This window comes from Paenibacillus sp. FSL R7-0345 (assembly GCF_038595055.1).
GTDB lineage: Bacteria > Bacillota > Bacilli > Paenibacillales > Paenibacillaceae > Paenibacillus_AQ.
The window spans coordinates 3,536,674-3,553,760 of sequence record NZ_CP152002.1 but is presented as its reverse complement, the minus strand read 5'-3'; the positions used below and the strand labels follow the sequence as shown (position 1 = coordinate 3,553,760).

The 17,087-nt window shown below is 48.9% G+C and carries 15 protein-coding genes, 1 pseudogene and 1 riboswitch; of the genes and pseudogenes, 5 read left to right on the top strand and 11 right to left on the bottom strand.

From position 1 onward, the window contains the following. Positions 1-12 precede the first annotated feature (12 nt). A complete protein-coding gene (locus tag NST84_RS15070; protein WP_342566441.1) occupies positions 13-1,038 on the top strand; it encodes a HAMP domain-containing sensor histidine kinase in 1,026 nt (341 codons plus the stop codon). Here the strand turns inward: NST84_RS15070 and NST84_RS15065 are convergent. Next, positions 1,034-1,564: pseudogene (locus NST84_RS15065) on the bottom strand (alpha/beta hydrolase); the annotation flags it as partial. The gene NST84_RS15070 and the pseudogene NST84_RS15065 sit on opposite strands and share 5 nt — an antisense overlap. Positions 1,565-1,657: 93 nt before the next feature. On the opposite strand from NST84_RS15065, the gene NST84_RS15060 reads away from it, so the two are divergent. Continuing rightward, positions 1,658-2,476: a class I SAM-dependent methyltransferase gene (locus tag NST84_RS15060; RefSeq protein WP_342561010.1), complete on the top strand. Its 819-nt coding sequence runs from the start codon at positions 1,658-1,660 to the stop codon at positions 2,474-2,476. Between the two features lie 66 nt (positions 2,477-2,542). On the opposite strand, the gene deoD is transcribed toward NST84_RS15060, so the two are convergent. From deoD to NST84_RS15025, 7 genes are all read right to left on the bottom strand, one after another. Then, positions 2,543-3,262: a purine-nucleoside phosphorylase gene (gene deoD / locus NST84_RS15055; RefSeq protein WP_342561009.1), complete on the bottom strand. Its 720-nt coding sequence runs from the start codon at positions 3,260-3,262 to the stop codon at positions 2,543-2,545. A gap of 66 nt (positions 3,263-3,328) precedes the next feature. Beyond that, positions 3,329-3,430: riboswitch (purine riboswitch) on the bottom strand. Between the two features lie 150 nt (positions 3,431-3,580). After that, the gene (locus tag NST84_RS15050; RefSeq protein WP_342561008.1) at positions 3,581-5,065 is read right to left on the bottom strand and encodes a right-handed parallel beta-helix repeat-containing protein; all 1,485 of its coding nucleotides are present in this window, start codon (positions 5,063-5,065) and stop codon (positions 3,581-3,583) included. 25 nt (positions 5,066-5,090) lie between these two features. Beyond that, positions 5,091-5,915, bottom strand: a complete 825-nt coding sequence (locus NST84_RS15045; RefSeq protein ID WP_342561007.1) for an AAA family ATPase — start codon at positions 5,913-5,915, stop codon at positions 5,091-5,093. Between the two features lie 346 nt (positions 5,916-6,261). Then, complete coding sequence (locus tag NST84_RS15040; RefSeq protein ID WP_342561006.1) at positions 6,262-7,056, bottom strand: ABC transporter permease subunit; 795 nt, start codon at positions 7,054-7,056, stop codon at positions 6,262-6,264. Between the two features lie 36 nt (positions 7,057-7,092). Further along, positions 7,093-7,893: an ABC transporter permease subunit gene (locus tag NST84_RS15035; protein ID WP_342561005.1), complete on the bottom strand. Its 801-nt coding sequence runs from the start codon at positions 7,891-7,893 to the stop codon at positions 7,093-7,095. A gap of 5 nt (positions 7,894-7,898) precedes the next feature. Then, on the bottom strand, positions 7,899-8,780 hold the full coding sequence (locus NST84_RS15030; protein ID WP_342561004.1) for an ABC transporter ATP-binding protein: 882 nt from the start codon (positions 8,778-8,780) through the stop codon (positions 7,899-7,901). A 227-nt stretch (positions 8,781-9,007) separates the two neighbouring features. Continuing rightward, complete coding sequence (locus tag NST84_RS15025) at positions 9,008-10,057, bottom strand: NAD(P)-dependent alcohol dehydrogenase (protein WP_342561003.1); 1,050 nt, start codon at positions 10,055-10,057, stop codon at positions 9,008-9,010. A gap of 147 nt (positions 10,058-10,204) precedes the next feature. On the opposite strand from NST84_RS15025, the gene NST84_RS15020 reads away from it, so the two are divergent. After that, positions 10,205-10,594: a MerR family transcriptional regulator gene (locus NST84_RS15020; RefSeq protein WP_342561002.1), complete on the top strand. Its 390-nt coding sequence runs from the start codon at positions 10,205-10,207 to the stop codon at positions 10,592-10,594. A 41-nt stretch (positions 10,595-10,635) separates the two neighbouring features. Next, positions 10,636-11,589 carry a DMT family transporter gene (locus NST84_RS15015; RefSeq protein ID WP_342561001.1) on the top strand — a complete coding sequence of 318 codons (954 nt, stop codon included), beginning with the start codon at positions 10,636-10,638 and terminating at the stop codon, positions 11,587-11,589. 6 nt (positions 11,590-11,595) lie between these two features. Here the strand turns inward: NST84_RS15015 and ppsA are convergent, their stop codons facing one another. From ppsA to NST84_RS15000, 3 genes are all read right to left on the bottom strand, one after another. Next, complete coding sequence (gene ppsA, locus NST84_RS15010; protein WP_342561000.1) at positions 11,596-14,211, bottom strand: phosphoenolpyruvate synthase; 2,616 nt, start codon at positions 14,209-14,211, stop codon at positions 11,596-11,598. A gap of 208 nt (positions 14,212-14,419) precedes the next feature. Then, positions 14,420-15,433, bottom strand: coding sequence for an NAD(P)-dependent alcohol dehydrogenase (locus NST84_RS15005; RefSeq protein ID WP_342560999.1), 1,014 nt, complete (start codon positions 15,431-15,433; stop codon positions 14,420-14,422). A 90-nt stretch (positions 15,434-15,523) separates the two neighbouring features. Then, positions 15,524-16,003, bottom strand: a complete 480-nt coding sequence (locus NST84_RS15000) for a GyrI-like domain-containing protein (RefSeq protein WP_342560998.1) — start codon at positions 16,001-16,003, stop codon at positions 15,524-15,526. 109 nt (positions 16,004-16,112) lie between these two features. Between NST84_RS15000 and NST84_RS14995 the strand changes: the two genes are divergently transcribed. Next, positions 16,113-17,063 carry an HTH domain-containing protein gene (locus NST84_RS14995; RefSeq protein WP_342560997.1) on the top strand — a complete coding sequence of 317 codons (951 nt, stop codon included), beginning with the start codon at positions 16,113-16,115 and terminating at the stop codon, positions 17,061-17,063. The last annotated feature ends 24 nt before the right edge of the window (positions 17,064-17,087 follow it).

Here is a 17,087-nt window from a genome sequence, read left to right as displayed (position 1 = left end):
ATTCTGCTTAGCATGCTGCTTAGTTTAATTCTTGCTGTGACGATGAATAATGTACTGATCTACTTCGTTTTCCAGGTAGGGACAGGCATGGATTGGCTGAAAAAGGCATTTCCCTATTTTATAACGCCTTTTTTTATAATCGTATTTATCTTTACTTTCCTGATGTCAACACGCCGCATCGTCAAAGATCTCATGACACTGGAACGCGGGCTTCAAATCATTACCGAAGGAGATCTGAGCTACCGCGTCCCCGTAGAGCGGCAGGATGAGCTCGGGCGGGTCGCCTTTAATATCAATCAGATGACGGAGCGTCTGGAGCAGCAAATTGCAAAAGAACGGGAAGCCGAGCAATCAAAGATGGAATTAATCACCGGTATTTCACATGACCTGCGTACTCCACTGACCAGCATTATCGGATATATTGAGCTTTTAAGATCCAATTCCTTTCAAGATCAGGAAGAATACGACCGTTTTGTGCAAAACACCTACAATAAAGCTGCGCACCTCAAAAAACTCCTTGAGGACCTTTTTGAATATACCAGGCTTAGCTCGGCGGATACCCATCTAAATGCATACCAGATTGACCTCTACCAGCTTTTGAAGCAATTGCTGTTTGAATTTGAACCGATTGCTTATGAAAATCAGCTTCATATCATCAATGAAATTGGCAGCTTCCCGGTGTATACCATTGCGGACAGTGACAAAATTGCCAGAGCAATAGATAACCTGCTAATGAACGCTCTAAAATACTCCTTTAAACCGGGAGCCATCTTCGTCCGGATGCTAACTGATCATAAGCAGGTTACAATTGAGGTTGAGAACCACGGAATACCTCTAAGCAAGGAGCAACAAAATAAATTATTTGAACGCTTTTACAAGGTCGATCACTCCCGAAGCAGCGAAGGCATCCAGACCGGGGCCGGACTTGGCCTTTCCATCGCCAGGAACATTGCCGAACTGCATGGAGGTTCACTTACACTTAACCATGAGAATGAATTATTTACCTTTCAACTGAAGTTGCCATTAAAACCCGCATAATCTTGGGATACACAAACGTGTCAATCTCAACCCCTTGTGCGGTCAGCCGTTCATCAAGCTTCATCGCGTCAGGATACACCCCTTCATGTGTCCCGACAAAATGCGATATCCTTCCAAGCCCTTTAAAATCGCTGTGGATCGGACTGATAAGCGGATCAGTCAGCTGTTTATCCTCCGCCCAGCGGTTTATGATGACTCCAATTCCCCCGGATGACAGCATGGGGTCCTTTTTTTCATATTCTGGTATCTCCGGATTATTCAAAGCCAAATCAACAGCAGCAGACAATAAAATAATATCTTTAGGCTGTGGCAGATCCTCCGCTTTAATCAGATGCGCCAGTTTGTCCATGAACTTCCAGTGAAACGGTAAAGGCTGTTTCGTCCAGTCGCCGCCATGAATATAAAGAATAACCTTTTGGGCGGAAGAGCTCCGGTCATTTAAGGTGAATACCTGCATCCCCTCAAACCGTTTTTCAAAAATAAAGCTTTGGATTGAGCGTTTCTTGGTGTAGGTGTGTAACGCCATGTTCGATCTCTCCAATCCTATTTATCACAGCATTATAGTTCATTACCCTTTAAACTGACATATATATTGCTATTTTTTATGGAGGCTATTTGCATGGACAAAAATAAGGGTTCCCGGACAAATGTAATAGGCGCTGGCGAGGCTGGTGTTGCGGTTACGGTTGACATGGATAAGGACGTTATACATAAGACGAACAGCTTGTTTTGGGATACAAAAGGAAATGAGGTTCTAGGAGCAACCGCACTTCCTTTGTATGGGGCTTTTGTCTCTGAAGAAAATCACCGGCTTTTGGGCGATGTAAGCGGAAAGAAAATTCTCGAGATCGGCTGCGGAAGCGGTCAATCCTTGCTGTATCTGGGGCAGGGGCAGCGCCAGCCGGCTGAGCTGTGGGGCACGGACATTTCCGGGAATCAGATCGGTAAGACCCGGCAGCTTCTGGCAGCGCATGGTCTTTCCGCTGAATTAATCTGCGCTCCCATGGAGGATCAGTGTGGCCTGCCGGAGAATTATTTTGATATTATTTATTCTGTTTATGCCATCGGCTGGACCACTGATCTCGAGGGGACTTTCGCCCGGATTGCTTCTTACCTGAATAAAGACGGTGTATTCATCTTCAGCTGGTCCCACCCGATCCACAAATGCGTTGCGGCCGAAAAGGATACGCTTGTCTTCAAAAAGAGCTATTTTGATGAATCCTGGTATTCGGTAGCGCTTGGCGAAGATACGTTATCCTTAACCGACCGCAAAATGTCCACCTACGTGAATGCCCTCGCCAAAGCGGGCTTTATTATTGAGCAAATGGTTGAGGAGTCGGATGAGGATTTGCTGAAAGCTCAGGGTGATAGCAGTGATTTTGCCAAAAAAGCACAGGTGCTGCCTGTGACCTTTGTGATTAAGGCCAGAAAGCTGTAGCCTTTTTCCTCTCAGCACAAAAAAACCCGCAATCCAAGGGATTGCGGGATCAGGCCTATGAAGGGATTAAGCCAGCTCTAATGCGATTTCCATCATTTTGGTGAAGGAAGTCTGGCGTTCTTCAGAGGTTGTTTCCTCTGCACGGAAAATGTGGTCACTGATCGTCAGGATGCACAGTGCGTTGACACCAGCCTGAGCAGCATTTAAGTACAGCGCTGCAGCCTCCATCTCGATACACAGTACGCCCATATCTCTCCATTTTGCTCCTGCGGTCTTGTCTGCATTATAAAAAGTATCACTGGTCAGGATATTACCGATATGTACCTTCTGACCTTGGGCATCGGCGGTTTTCTTTGCTTTTTCCAGCAATTCAAAGGAAGCAGTAACGGCATATTGTCCGGGCAGATTGTATTGGGAAGCGTAATTCGAGTTGGTCGAGGCTCCCATCCCAAACACGATATCATACAGATTCAGCTTGTCCTGTAACGCACCAGCCGAACCGATACGGATCAGGTTCTTCACGCCAAATACATTAATTAGCTCCCATGAATAAATACCGATACTCGGAGCGCCCATCCCTGTACCCATAACAGAGATTTTTTTGCCTTTATAGGTCCCTGTATATCCGAGCATTCCCCGTACTTCGTTGAATTGTACCGGATTCTCCAGATAGGTTTCAGCAATAAACTTTGCACGCAGCGGATCTCCCGGCAGCAAAATCGTCTCAGCAATTTCGGCTCCGTTTGGCTTGATGTGCGGGGTTTCTTTAAATTGGGATGTACTCATTCTTACACAGCTCCTTTAATGATTATTATTTACCGGATTGACAAAAAAATCCTGATTACAAATAAAATGTACAATGTACACCATCTTGTAATCAGGATTTTACGGTTCCTGGTAGAGACCCTTATACCATATCTATAAGGTTATACGATGAAATTATAAATGGATTAGCTGTAGAAAACAAGTTTTTTGCATTATTCTCGTCATTGGAATTGCGCACGATGGTAATCATCCAGCTCTGAGGAAGAATAAACTTCCGCGCCGTTCAATTATTCGCATACCTCCTTGGATTGTTGCATGCAGAAACAACTGGCATACCGATTAATCTGTTTTGGCACCGGCTGAGCCTCCATTGACAATCCGGGAGTCCGGCTGCAGCCGGAAATCGCCTGCGCTTGCGTCCACAAACTGCGGATCGGCAAATAACGAGCTGCGGTCATTCCCTGTTCCCCGCTGATAGGCGCTGAAGCCTGCATATTCTTGCTTTTTCCAAACCCAGATGGCTTCATCCGCCCCGGTTTCAGCGAAATAAAGATTGCCATCAACCGTGTTCTCACTGCTGCTCGTATAGTCGTTGCTGATCAGGACACCGGATTCACCGGCCACGAGGATATTATCTGTAATAGTATTCCTGCTTAAATTAGCCTGCAGGTACAGCTGCCCGTTGCCTCCACCTTCCAGCAGGTCATTTTGGTAAAGGGTATTAAGTATAACCTTGCTGTCGCTGGTGCCTCCACGGTCTTCGTCATAACCGCCCATGGCAATTCCAGTCAGCCGGTTGCGGTAGACGAGATTGTCCTGGACCGTGATATCACGGGTCAGCTTTCCCTTATGCTCGGATGCAAGCTCAATGCCGATGTCATTATCGTACACGCGATTTTTCTCAACACGAATGGATCTGCCCCCGTCTATGTAAATTCCCCCGGCCGAATAGTTGCCATTAGGCAAGGAAGCGCCATACGATGGATTATGATTGGACGATATCCCGTATACTTCATTCCCTTTTATCATTCCGTTACGTGCCTGATCCACTGCTTCGTCTCCTGCTGTTCCCTCAAAGCCGATAATGTCGATCCCGATGTTATCATTGTCATGAATCTTGTTGTTTGTGATCGCAAAAGAGTCCACATTGCCGTTCACAGCCACCGCCTCACTTGAACCGAGCACCAGATCATACACTTCGTTGCCGTCAATCGTCAGGTCACTTAATGCTTCCTCCGCTTCTGTACCATACACGGCTATGCCGTGAGCATCCCTGCCGGAAAGATCCTCTCCTTCAGGTGCGGCTGTATTGGCTATGGAGTGGATACGGTTATTAAGCAGTGAAATAGACTGACCGGACCCGTGTACATATATACCTGCCGGAACTTCACCATTGTCCGCTGTCTGATAGTTGCGGATTTCGAGGTTCTGAATGGTCACATAGCTGGCATTATTGATTTCGATCAGTCCTTCCAGCCCGTCCACAGCCAGGCCTTCGCCATCCAGAATGGCTGTCTCCCCGGAATAAGCGGAGAATATAACCGGACCGGCATCTTCCGATCCGCCGTTTGTGATATGCAGCTTCTGGTGATACACACCTTCTCTAATATAGATAGTGCTGCCAGGGGCGGCAAGATCCGCAGCATGCTGCAGTGTCTCCCAAGGTAAATCAATCGTCCCGCGGTTATTGTCATCCCCATCGGCTGCTACATAGTAAGCACCAGCCTGTTCAGGCTGTGTTACATTATGAGTACTGGTGCTGGAACAACCGCACAAGAGAATCAAGCCGAGCAAGATGGCTGGCCGCAGTGCTTTGCTAGACATTTCTCCACTCCATCCCGCATAGTATTCATTTCTCTAACTCCCCCTTATCAAACAAATGCTTGTATTTGTTAAAAAATTGCTGAAAGAAGCGGACATTATCCAGTTCATACCACTCCGCTGTCTGAAGCGGCCGGGCATCCAGATTATATATTTTGGCATGCAGTGTGCCTAACACAAAAGGAGAATGAGTAGCAATAATAAATTGGCTGTCAAAATACCGGGCCAGCTCATTGATCCGCTCTGCCATCAGGATCTGGTTGGACGGAGAAAGCGACGTTTCCGGCTCATCCAGCAGATACAGCTGTCCGGGCAGCAGCGTATCTTCAAAGAACTGCAGGGATGTTTCCCCGTTGGAGTATTTTTCCTGTGAGAATTGAATATTCTCCAGCTTCTGCTTAAACCTGTACGATGCCTCATACTCTTGCGCCTGAGCCTTGCTCATCCCTTTGCTCCTCTGCTCATGCAGCAGCCCTTCACGCAGCACAGCAGCCTGCTGGATCTTCTTAATCTCATATAGAATATCCTCGGATTTCAGGTACCTGCTGCCTTCGGGCAACCCGCTGATCTCATGCTCCCGCTCATTCAGGCCTAGCCGGAAGCTGCTTAAATCAAGGAACTGCTGGGCAAACAGGCTAAACTGGCTGGCCAGCTTTTCGGCTCCGTTCATTCCCAGCTTGTTAGAGATCACATTCAGCAAAGTGGATTTACCGCTGCCGTTACCGCCGTAGAGCACAGTAATCCGGTCAAACACAAACACCTCACCAGCCATGTGTCTGAAGACATGATCCGGATAAATATTCGGGTTACTGCTCGTATGATCAGAAAGTGTGAAGCTCCTCAAATAAATCATTGCTGCACTCCTTTAATCATTATTTTGCCTGAGGGCAAGCCGAGAAAAAATCTGGCCGTACAGACCATTATCCCGTCTTTTCGCCGCATGGGCAAGGACCGTACTTTTCTCCAGGGTATAAAGGGCAGCATGAACAGATGACTCCGTTGCAATACCGTAAGCTAAAGAATTGGAGACATTTCGGACATAAAAAACGGAATGATTGCTTTGTAGAAGCAGCCATTCCATTCTCTTGTCATTTTATTATGTAAAGATAGTTAATAGTCTAAGGGGTAATCTTATAATTGTTCTTTTCATTATAAGATTGCATTAAATCGCCGGCAGTTCTGTAGAATCTTCTTTCCTATTAAAACCGCACCTCCCGCATCCCGTAAAAGAAGTAAGTTAACGCTGCGAACATACCAGCCAGCAGAATAGAAAGCACCAGGATCCCAATGCTAAGCCCGCCTCCCTCCACTATCCGGTTATAGCTGAAGTATTTAAAAGGTGACAGCACATTCAGCACAGCGAGCTGATCCGCTAAATCCGTAACCTTGGAGATCACAAATGAACCAACCAGAATTCCGGCTGCGGCAGCTCCCGAGCTTTTCGGATTGCTCATACCGGCTGCCAGCACAGCGCCAAGCGACAGGAAGATCAGCTGCACAATGAACATGCTAAGCAGGAATAGGGCGATCTCACCTGATATATTCTTCCCCTCGTTATATGCGGAGACCATGATAAATGAAGAAACCAAAGTAACGAGATTGAGAACTGCAATCTGGAGTAGTGCAGCAAGCAGTTTAGCTGTTATGATAGCGGCCCGGGAGACCGGTTTGGCAATCAGGAACTCGGCAGTCTTATCCCTCTCTTCCTTAGCGACGATGCTGCTTCCCAGCAGAACAGCATGGATGGCAGCAGTGAGCTCAATATACAGAAAAAGCAGGGCGAAAAATCCGCTCATGACCGTAACCTCCAGCGTGCCGATGCCCAGAAGTGCTTTTACAGTTGAAGGCATCTGTTTAAAAACCTCACTGCCTGCTCCTCCCGCGGAGTAGGCGGTGTATTTGCCCATCCCGCTGGCCACGAGTAAAAACATGCATAGACTCCAGATGATCAATGCTTTGCGGCCCGCCTTCAGCTCTCTCCAAAACATATTCATTAACTGACCTCCCAAGCGTTGATCATTCTCAGCCGGCTACACGGCATGAATATCCTTTTTGATATAGACCCGGTAGCTTACGGATACCGCAGCTGCAACCATAAGCGCACCGGCCATCACATACTGCAGCTCAAAGGCTTTATGCTCAATAATATAGATGCTGTCAAAATACTGAAACAGTGAGAGATACCGCGCGGCATCCCCCTCTGATCCCGCAGCCAGCAAGACGCCGGCCAGGTACAGTCCGAAAACGACGCCAAGCGTAAGCGGCAGCACATTTTTGAGTCTGCTGAAGAAGACGGAAGTTGCCAGGCCGAGGGCCAGAAACATCAGCTGGAGGAACAGCAGCGGCAGATTGAGCATGAAGAACAGATGAAGGTTAAAATCTGCACTGGCAACTGCACTAGCTATAAGGGCTGCTACCACGAAAAAGACAAGCTCGGTGGCTAGTATGATCGTGCAGGCTGCGAGCAGCTTGGCGCTGACGATGCTGGACCGTGAGACAGGCTTAACAAGGAGAAAGTCGGCCGTGCGCTCCCGTGATTCTTTTGACAGTATAGAAGCGCCCAAATGCATAGCCTGAATGGCTCCGCATAATGCAATATAGACAAACACCATTGAATAAAAGCCGGGAACAGATGTTAGGTAGTCCAGGTTAATTCCGAGCATCGCCCTTACAGAAGCGGGATAACCCTCGAGCAATTTGGTGAAATCAGCCGCATCGCTCACCATACCCGGATATATGATCAGAAACAGCGCAGCGAGTGCGATCATGGCACAGGTCCAGCCTGCGCCTGATTTGCGGAGGGCTTTCAGCTCATACCTATACATGTTCATCCCGCTTACTCCTCCTTCACATAATAATGCATGAAGATTTCCTCCAGATCGGGTTCCTCAATGGAAATGTTACGGAGCTCTATTGCTGCCAGCCTTTGCATAATGGTATTGATATTCCCTTTAAATATAAAAGCAGCTTCAGTACCGTTAATCTCCAGCTTACTCACTCCGCTCATCTCAAGCACTTCCTTATTGATGCCGGAAAAGCCTTCGATGCTGATCTTTTTGTAGCTGTTCTCCTGCAGTGTGCTCATTTTCTCCAGCTTGATGATTTCCCCTTCTTTGATAAAAGCTACCCGGCTGCACATTTTCTGCACCTCGCTGAGGATGTGTGAGGAAAAAAAGATCGTCGCCCCTTTACGGTTCTCTTCCCCGAGCAGATCAAAGAACTTCTGCTGCATCAGCGGATCAAGCCCGCTTGTCGGCTCATCCAGGATGATCAGCTTCGGCTCATGTAACAGCCCTTGCACGATCCCGACCTTCTTTTTGTTGCCAAAGGAGAGATCGTCAATTTTCTTCTTCAGGTCAAGATCCATTATCTCCGCCAGCTCGAAGATCCGTTTCGTGCAGTCCTTCTTATAAAAGCTGGCTGAATATTTGAGCAGGTCGATTACCTTCATATTGTCATAATAAAATACTTCTGACGGCAGATAGCCCAGCTCCATGCGGATTTCGGGATGCTCCGTGCAGCTCTTGCCAAATATAGCGGCACTTCCACGGGTCGGATAGATCAGACCAAGCAGCGTGCGGATGGCTGTTGATTTGCCGGCCCCGTTAGGCCCGATGAAGCCAAAAATCTCCCCTTCCTCGACACTCAGGTTCACATCCGTAATGCCGCGTGACTTGCCGTAATGTTTGGTCAGCATATTCATTTCAATGACACTCATAGTGGGCATCCTCCCGAAGGTAGCAGTCAGCTGGCTTCCCCGTTATGCAGAAGTCCTGTCTCGCTTTCGGGCCTAGTATATTCCTCTATACCGGTCCGGTCAACAACAAAAAAACACCTCCGGAATGCTCCCTGCCCTGAGGCGAAACGGGAAGCTCCTGAAGGTGTTACAGATCATTAATAGTATGATGTTGTAAGACTTTTCAAGGGTTAGGATGCTAAATACAATTAGGCCTGTCCCATTGTGCTGATGTCGATTACAAACCGGTAGCGGACGTCTGAAGCCAGTACGCGTTCCCAGGCTTCATCAATCTGGCTTGCTGAAATGACTTCGATCTCGGAGGCGATGTTGTGTTCAGCGCAGAAATCAAGCATTTCCTGCGTTTCACGGATGCCGCCGATCATCGATCCGGCGAACGAACGGCGGTGGCCGATCAGCGAGAAGGCGTTAACGGCCAGCGGATCTGCCGGTGCGCCGACATTAACCAGTGTACCATCCAGCGCCAGCAGCGAAAGGAAGGCATCGATGTTAATCTGTGCGCTTACGGTATTGATGATCAGGTCGAAGGAGCCGGCGAGCTCTTTAAAGGTATTTTCATCACTTGTAGCATAATAGTGGTCTGCCCCCAGCTTCAGGCCGTCCTCTTTTTTCTTCAGGGACTGTGACAGCACAGTAACTTCAGCACCCATAGCGTGAGCGATTTTCACTGCCATATGGCCAAGTCCGCCGAGTCCGACTACGGCTACTTTTTTGCCGGGACCGGCTTCCCAGTGGCGCAGCGGCGAGTAAGTAGTGATCCCTGCACAGAGCAGCGGTGCAGCAGCATCCAGCGGAATATTGTCCGGAATACGGACAACAAAATTTTCTGTTACAACGATATGTGTGGAGTAGCCGCCCTGGGTATAGTGTCCATGACGGTCAGTAGCTCCGTAAGTGCCTGTATTTCCGTGAAGGCAATATTGCTCTTCCCCTTTATGACAGCTGCTGCACTCTCCGCAGGAATCAACCATACAGCCAACCCCTACACGGTCGCCGACTGCATATTTAGTTACGTCCGATCCAACCTGGCTGACAATCCCGGCAATTTCATGCCCCGGAACGAGCGGATATTTAACCGGTCCCCATTCCCCGCGGGCGGTGTGGATGTCAGAGTGACAAATTCCGGCATATTTAATTTCGATCAGCACATCATGCGGCTGAAGCTCCCGGCGCTCAATAGTGGTCAGCTTGAACGGACCCTCCGGATTAAAGGTGGCGCGTGCATTAACTTGAATCATAAGTGTGAACCTCCTGAAATGTTTAGGTTATGTTCGTGCTTTAAGGCTTCTGTAAAAAGCTACCGGCTTATCCGGCTTTACAAAACCTATGTTATTACTTAAAGTTAACTCTAAGTCAAGAAGTAATTTGAACATAGGAGACATAAAATGAAGACCTATACCATTAACGAAGCAGCAAAGCACTTTAATCTGACCCCGCATACCCTGAGGTATTATGACAAAGAGGGCCTTATGCCCTTTTTAGAGCGGACTGCGGGCGGTAAACGGATTTTTAAAGATTCCGACCTTGATTCGCTGAAAATCATTGAATGTCTGAAGGCATCCGGAATGCCGATCAAGGAGATTAAACACTTTATTGAATGGTGCTCCGAAGGGGACGCCACCCTGCAGATCCGCTATGATATGTTTCTGGAACGCAAGGCTTCAGTCGAAGCCCAGATGGAGGAACTCAAAAAGACCATGGAAGTCATCGAGCATAAATGCCATTATTACAAAACCGCCCTGGAGAGCGGCACAGAGGATATCCACAAGAATTAAAATGAATACAGGCAAAAATTAAAGTGAGGGGCAATAGGAAAGTGAAAGAGCAAACGTTAAGTCAAGGAACACCTAAAGGAATATCCAAATTCAGCGATCCGTTAGTTGTAACGCTGGTCGCCAGTCTATGCTGTCTGCTGTGGGCCAGTGCTTTTCCTACAATTAAGCTGGGTTACATAGCTTTCGGGATTATGCCGGAGGATACAGCCTCCAAGTTTGTGTTTGCCGGTTACCGGTTTATTCTCGCCGGTCTGCTGCTGCTGATCTTGTTCAGCCTGACGGGTAAAGGAAAACCTAAACTAACCGGTCGTCAGCTGGCTGGACTGAGCGGACTCGGCCTGGCACAGACAGGCCTGCAGTATATGTTTTTTTATGTGGGAATCTCTCATACTACCGGGGTCAAAGGCTCGATTATGAATGCCACAGCCACCTTTTTCAGTGTCGTTCTGGCTCATTTCCTTTATAAGAATGATAAGCTGAGCAAAAATAAAATCATCGGCTGTCTGCTGGGCTTCGTCGGCGTAATCATCGTGAACTTTCAGAGCAACCTGCTGGAGCTGTCCTTTTCCTTCAAGGGAGAGGGCTTCATTATTGTGGCCGCCTTTATTTTTTCGATTACTGCCATCTATGCCAAGCGGTTAACAGCGACTATTGATGTTCTGATCGTGACGGGCGCCAGCCTGTTCACCGGCGGACTGCTGCTTATTCTGCTGGGTCTGCTGCTTGGCGGCAGCGTTACACATTTTACCCTGGCATCCACCGGTTACCTGGCTTATCTGGTCATTCTGTCGTCTGCCGCTTTCTGCTTGTGGAATATGCTGCTGAAATATAACAAAGTAGGAAAAGTATCGGTATACAACTTCCTTATTCCTGTATTCGGGGCGCTGCTGTCTGCGCTGCTGCTGGGAGAAACGGTTATGGAGCTGAAAAATCTGGCCGCGCTGCTGCTCGTATCCATCGGCATTTATCTGGTTAACCGGGTCAGCGCTAGGTGACGCTTGTTACAATATTTCGATATACCCCTCTGTTCCATGCACGCGGATGATCTGTCCGTCTTTAATCCGTCTGGTGGCCCCGTCCACTCCGACAACGGCGGGCAGGCCGTATTCGCGGGCGATAACAGCCCCGTGTGTCATCAGTCCGCCAACTTCAGTGACAAGACCCTTGATAGATACAAATAAGGGTGTCCAGCTGGGGTCGGTGAACGGGGTGACCAGAATATCCCCCTCCTCCAGATCTGCCTGCTCCATCTTGAAGATGACCCGTGCCCGTCCTTCTATCACCCCTGAAGAAACCGGAAGGCCGACAATGGCATCAGCCGGAAGATCCGTGCGCTTGTAGTCACCGTTAATCCGTTCACCGTCAGAGGTAAGGACACGCGGCGGAGTCAGCTTTTCATACAGTCTGTAGTCTTCCTTTCGTTTCCCGATGATTCCGTAATCCAGCCGGCGTGTGCTGACAGCTTCACTCAGCTCTTCAAAAGTAAGGTAGAAGATGTCCTCGGGATGCGGAATAATACCTGCTTGCACAAGCTCTCCGGCTTCTCTCAGCAGTGCCTGCTTATAAATATAATAGCGGCTGATCATGCCGTATTTCGGATATTCCCGGTAACCGCTGAAGCTGCGGAGCAGTCCGATGACCCGCTTCGTTTCTGCGGCTTTAAGTGCTCCATCTGCTAGAAGCTCCAACTGTTCCAGAAGCTCCTGCTCCTTACTCAGCGCCTCCCGCAGTCCCTGATCGAACTTACGCCGGCTGGCACCTTGCTCAAAGCTCTTGATATGATTCAGAATCACCGGGACCAGAGTTAACGGTTTATCGCTCCAGCGGGTTCGGGTCAGATCGATTTCTCCGCTGCAGCGCATTCCATATTTGTCCAGATAGGAACGGATCGCATCGCTGGCTCCCTGCCCGCCATGCCATTTGGTTAGCCCATCCAGAAAGTCGTCCTCTGTAACCTGCTGTAAGTAACGGATAACTTCCGGATAAGGCCGGATTACATCGGCCACATCCAGCAGCGCCAGGCCCATTTCTGACGTAACGTTATCCGCTACCGACTGGGTAAGCACATCTGCCGCATTTTTTTCGCCTAACCATTCGTGCATCCGGTCATTAATCCAGGAAGAGGCATCCATAGCAGTCATGATGACTGCCGAGCTCTGCGGATCAAACAGCAGCCTCTTCAGCTCCTGTAAATCCTCCGTAATAAAATCAAGCAGAGCCGGCCCGGTATGCATCTGGATCCGCTGCTTCAGCTCTTCAACCGATTCCTGATTGCGCCGTATTAATGCAGGCACGATTGCCGGATCATATTCGATTCGGGCGTTAAACACTCCGGGATCTGTGTTTTCGTTGTTTATAAGCGAATTGGGCAGTTTATGGCCCGTTGCTGCGGGCTGGATGAAATCGCCGCGCTCTACGATAGACATAAGGGCATTTTTAATCAGCGGATCAGATTTGCCGAGCGCATTAATGATTGCTGCTCCGGTATCCGGTGAAGCCAGATGAGGCGTCACATCGACAAACAGTCTTCCCCCGGCTGTACGCATGGGTGCTGGTGTGGTTAGCAGGTAAAAGGACAAACCCAGCGGCTTCATGGCATCTGTCATCATCTGCTGGTGGCCGACCGATAAGTAGACACGGTTCACCTGGTCACCCGCTTCGGGGACCGGAAATAACGTTGTGATCGGCCGGCTCTGGACAATGTAAAAGGCGCCGTCAGCCAGACACCATTCAATGTCCTGCGGGCAGCCAAAATAAGCTTCGAGCTGTCTCCCGAGCGAGGCCAGCTCTAGAATCTGCGGGTCACTGATTGCCGGGGTAATCTGCTGTTCCGGAGCGAGCTCACATGTATGCGTTCCGCCTTCCGGGCGGCCATATATAGCCAGCTGTTTGCTGGAAATCTGTTTATCGGTGATCGATCCCGCTTGGACTTTATAGCTGTCAGGAGAGACCAGGCCGGAGACCAGCGCCTCGCCAAGCCCAAAGCCGGCATCAATGGATACCACTTTCCGGTTTCCGGTAACCGGATCTGCAGTGAACATGATTCCCGAAGCCTGCGGCGCAACCATCCGCTGGATGATGACGGACAGATGAACCTGAGCATGGTCAAAGCCATTTTGTATCCGGTAGATTACCGCACGGTCTGTAAAGAGAGAGGCCCAGCATTTGCTGATGTGCTCCAGAATAAATTCAGCCCCTCTAATATTCAGATAAGTGTCCTGCTGTCCGGCAAAGGAGGCATGTGGCAGATCTTCAGCAGTTGCACTGGAACGGACAGCATAAGCATGCTCCTCCCCCAGCGTAGAGACATGATGAGTGACTGCTGCGGCAACGTCTCCAGGAATGCCGGCTGCCAGAATGTGACTGCGGATCTTCGCGCTGATCTCCGCAATCTGTTTGCGGTCATCGGCTGACAGTATGTTTAGCTGCTCAAGCAGTGCCTGGTACAATCCGTTTTCTTCAACTGCCTGGCGGTAACCGGCTGTGGTTACACAAAATCCGTCAGGCACCTGAATTCCTTCAATCCCGGCTAACCGGCCCAGATTCAGCGCTTTTCCGCCAACGAGCATGAGCTGTGAAGCTTCCACATCTGCAAAGCTGAGTACCAATGACTGCATTTCTGATCTCCCCTAATAATGGATTTGTGAAAAAAACATTTGACAAGAGCACTCACGCGTGGTAAATTTATAGTATAAGATAAGATTATTATGTCTATTTATATAAAAAAATAGAGGCAGGCTGATTATATCACCGCTTCTGTACATATGCAATAAGAAAGAACCTGATCTCTTGGTCAGGTTCTTTTTCTGCTCTAATAATCGCTATTTAAGACTTTATACGGATTACAGCTTTGCCCTTTACAGAGCCTTCGCCGAGATCACGGACCGCCTGAGCGGCTTCCTTTAGAGAGTATTCCCGGTATATTACAGGTTTGATCTGACCGCCTTCAGCATACTCCTTCCAGAGCAGCTGGTCGGCATGGTTTGGTTTATGGACCAATAAGGCCGCTTTTTTATTTTCAAACAGGGAAAGAAACGGGGAATAGAGCAGATTCAGGATGATGCACGGGAACGTTCCGCCGATCATGACATAGGTGCCGTTTTTCCTAAGCGCACGCTTCAAAGCGAATATGGGGCGGTTTCCGACAACGTCGAGGATCAGGTCGTATTTCTGCCCGTTTTTGGTAAAATCCGCCTTGGTATAATCGAGTACATGGTCTGCCCCGGCCACCTGCAGCATCTCCAGCTTTCCGGCGTTATCGACCCCGGTCACTGTGGCCCCATGCATCTTGGCATATTGGATCGCAAAGGTCCCGACTCCTCCCCCCGCGCCGTTAATCAGAACATGCTGCCCTGACTGCAGCTTCCCTTTGTCACGCAGACCCTGCAAGGCCAGAACGGCCGCCTGAGGGATAGCCGCCGCCTCCACAAAGCTTAGCGTAGCCGGTTTTGGGGTTAGAGCTGACTCTGCTGCGCAGACATACTCGGCAAATCCGCCCCACCCGCAGCCGGACAGATCACCGAACACCTCGTCTCCGGGCTTGAATGTTGTGGCAGCTGCCCCCACCTTAACTACCTTGCCGGCGATATCTGCACCAAGTATCCGGTAACGGGGGGAACGGAATGCGCCAATCCTGTTTACAAAAGGTTTACCGCGCAGGAGATCCCAGTCCCAGGAGTTGACGGAAGCGGCATGCACCTCGATCAACACTTCATGTTCCTTGGGTACAGGAATCTCTACCGGTTCAATCCGGAGGACCTCTGTTGTTCCATAGCTATCGTAAACCATCGCCATCATCGAGCCTGCGCCTGTTGTGCCGGTTACCCCTGAATTGCTCATTGTTTCCCGCATGTTCATCTCCATTTCATAACCAGATGTTTACCTTTTCTCTAGCTATAACGCGGGGATTGTTGATTGGTTTCACGCTTATTATTTTTTCACAACAGGAATCCACATTTCACCATAAATCTGGCCGTTTTTCCATCCCATCTCTACAGTCGTATTAGGTCCGCCGACGTAAGCGTACTCTACAGCTTCGGGCAAGGCTTGGCCAAAGGCAATGCCGGAAAGTGTATTATTCAGTTCATCTGCTGTCTCCGCCTCCCCTTTAACAACGACATAATCGCCTGCCGGGAACTGAATGATTCTTGCTTCATCCGGAGCTACCTGATCCGTAATAACACCGGCATAATGCATCATTTTGTTGTTCACCGCTTCGTTGACGGCAAAAATGTAGTCATTTGTGGCGATCTCTTTTAAATGATCAAGTCTTCCATCCTGGCTGACCTGCTGCCAAAAGTCCGCTTTTTCCTGATTGATGCCGGCATAGTCTGTGTAGTGGCTCTTGAGCTCAGTTCCCAGACCAATAACGGTGAAGCCTTCTTTTTGTTCCAGCGTAAAAAGTGCCATGTTTGAAAAACTCCTTTTGGGTGGATTGGTCAAATGATTTGTGTTCTTCACTTGATAAGCTTATGATAACCTTAAATCATGTCAAAATATGATACTGTTTAGGAGCCCGATGAAAAAAGTTGAACGGATCAACATCATCATGCGCTACATTAACAACCGTGCCCATTTTACCATTTCAGAAATTATGCGGGAATTCCATATCTCCCGGTCCACTGCAATCCGGGATATCCGGGAAATTGAGGCACTCGGGATGCCGCTTGTGGCTGAGGTCGGACGGGACGGGGGTTATTTTGTCATGCGTAACTCTGTCCTTCCGGTTGTCCGCTTTACTGATAGTGAAGTCAAAGCTCTGTTTATAGCCTTTATGGCCACCCGGAATCAGCAGCTTCCGTACCTCAAGAGCCGCCAGTCTCTATCGGAAAAATTACTCGGCCTTATCTCTGAGAACCAGCAGGAGGATCTGTTTCTTTTGAATCAAATTCTGCTGTTTGAAGGAACCAACCCGCACAATCCGGATTTGCTGGATCTTGCCGACCTCCCCCACCCCATGTTAGAAAAGCTGATTCAGCTTCTGCTTACGGACTGTTACTTATTTATTTCTATCAATGAACAAATTTATCCTGTGTACCTCCTGCACCTCTACCGTGAAAAAAGCGCCTGGTTAATTGAAGGCTTTGATCTGCTTGATGAGAAACGGCGGATTTATCCTGTCGACCTGCTTACTGATGTCAGTCCCTACCCGGTAAAAAACAGGCTAAGCCGGAAAAAGATATTAGAAAAGCTGAGCAAGCAGGAAGAAGCCGCCAATGTCATTCTTGAGGTGGGTCCGGTGGCGATCGCCCAATTCAGAAAATACCATCCTGTAAAAGCTTCGCTTTCTTATACAAACCCCTATCAGACAACCGCTGTCCTTAAGACTTATGTTCATGTGGACAAGCCTGAGGAAGTGGACCAGATTACAAACTGGCTGCTTTTCCTGGGTGGGGATCTTAAGGTCAGGGAAATGCCGGCCGAAGTTTTAAAAAGCATACAATCGAGACTGGACCTATACAGCCCGTAAACGGTTTGAGCACCCGCAGCTGCA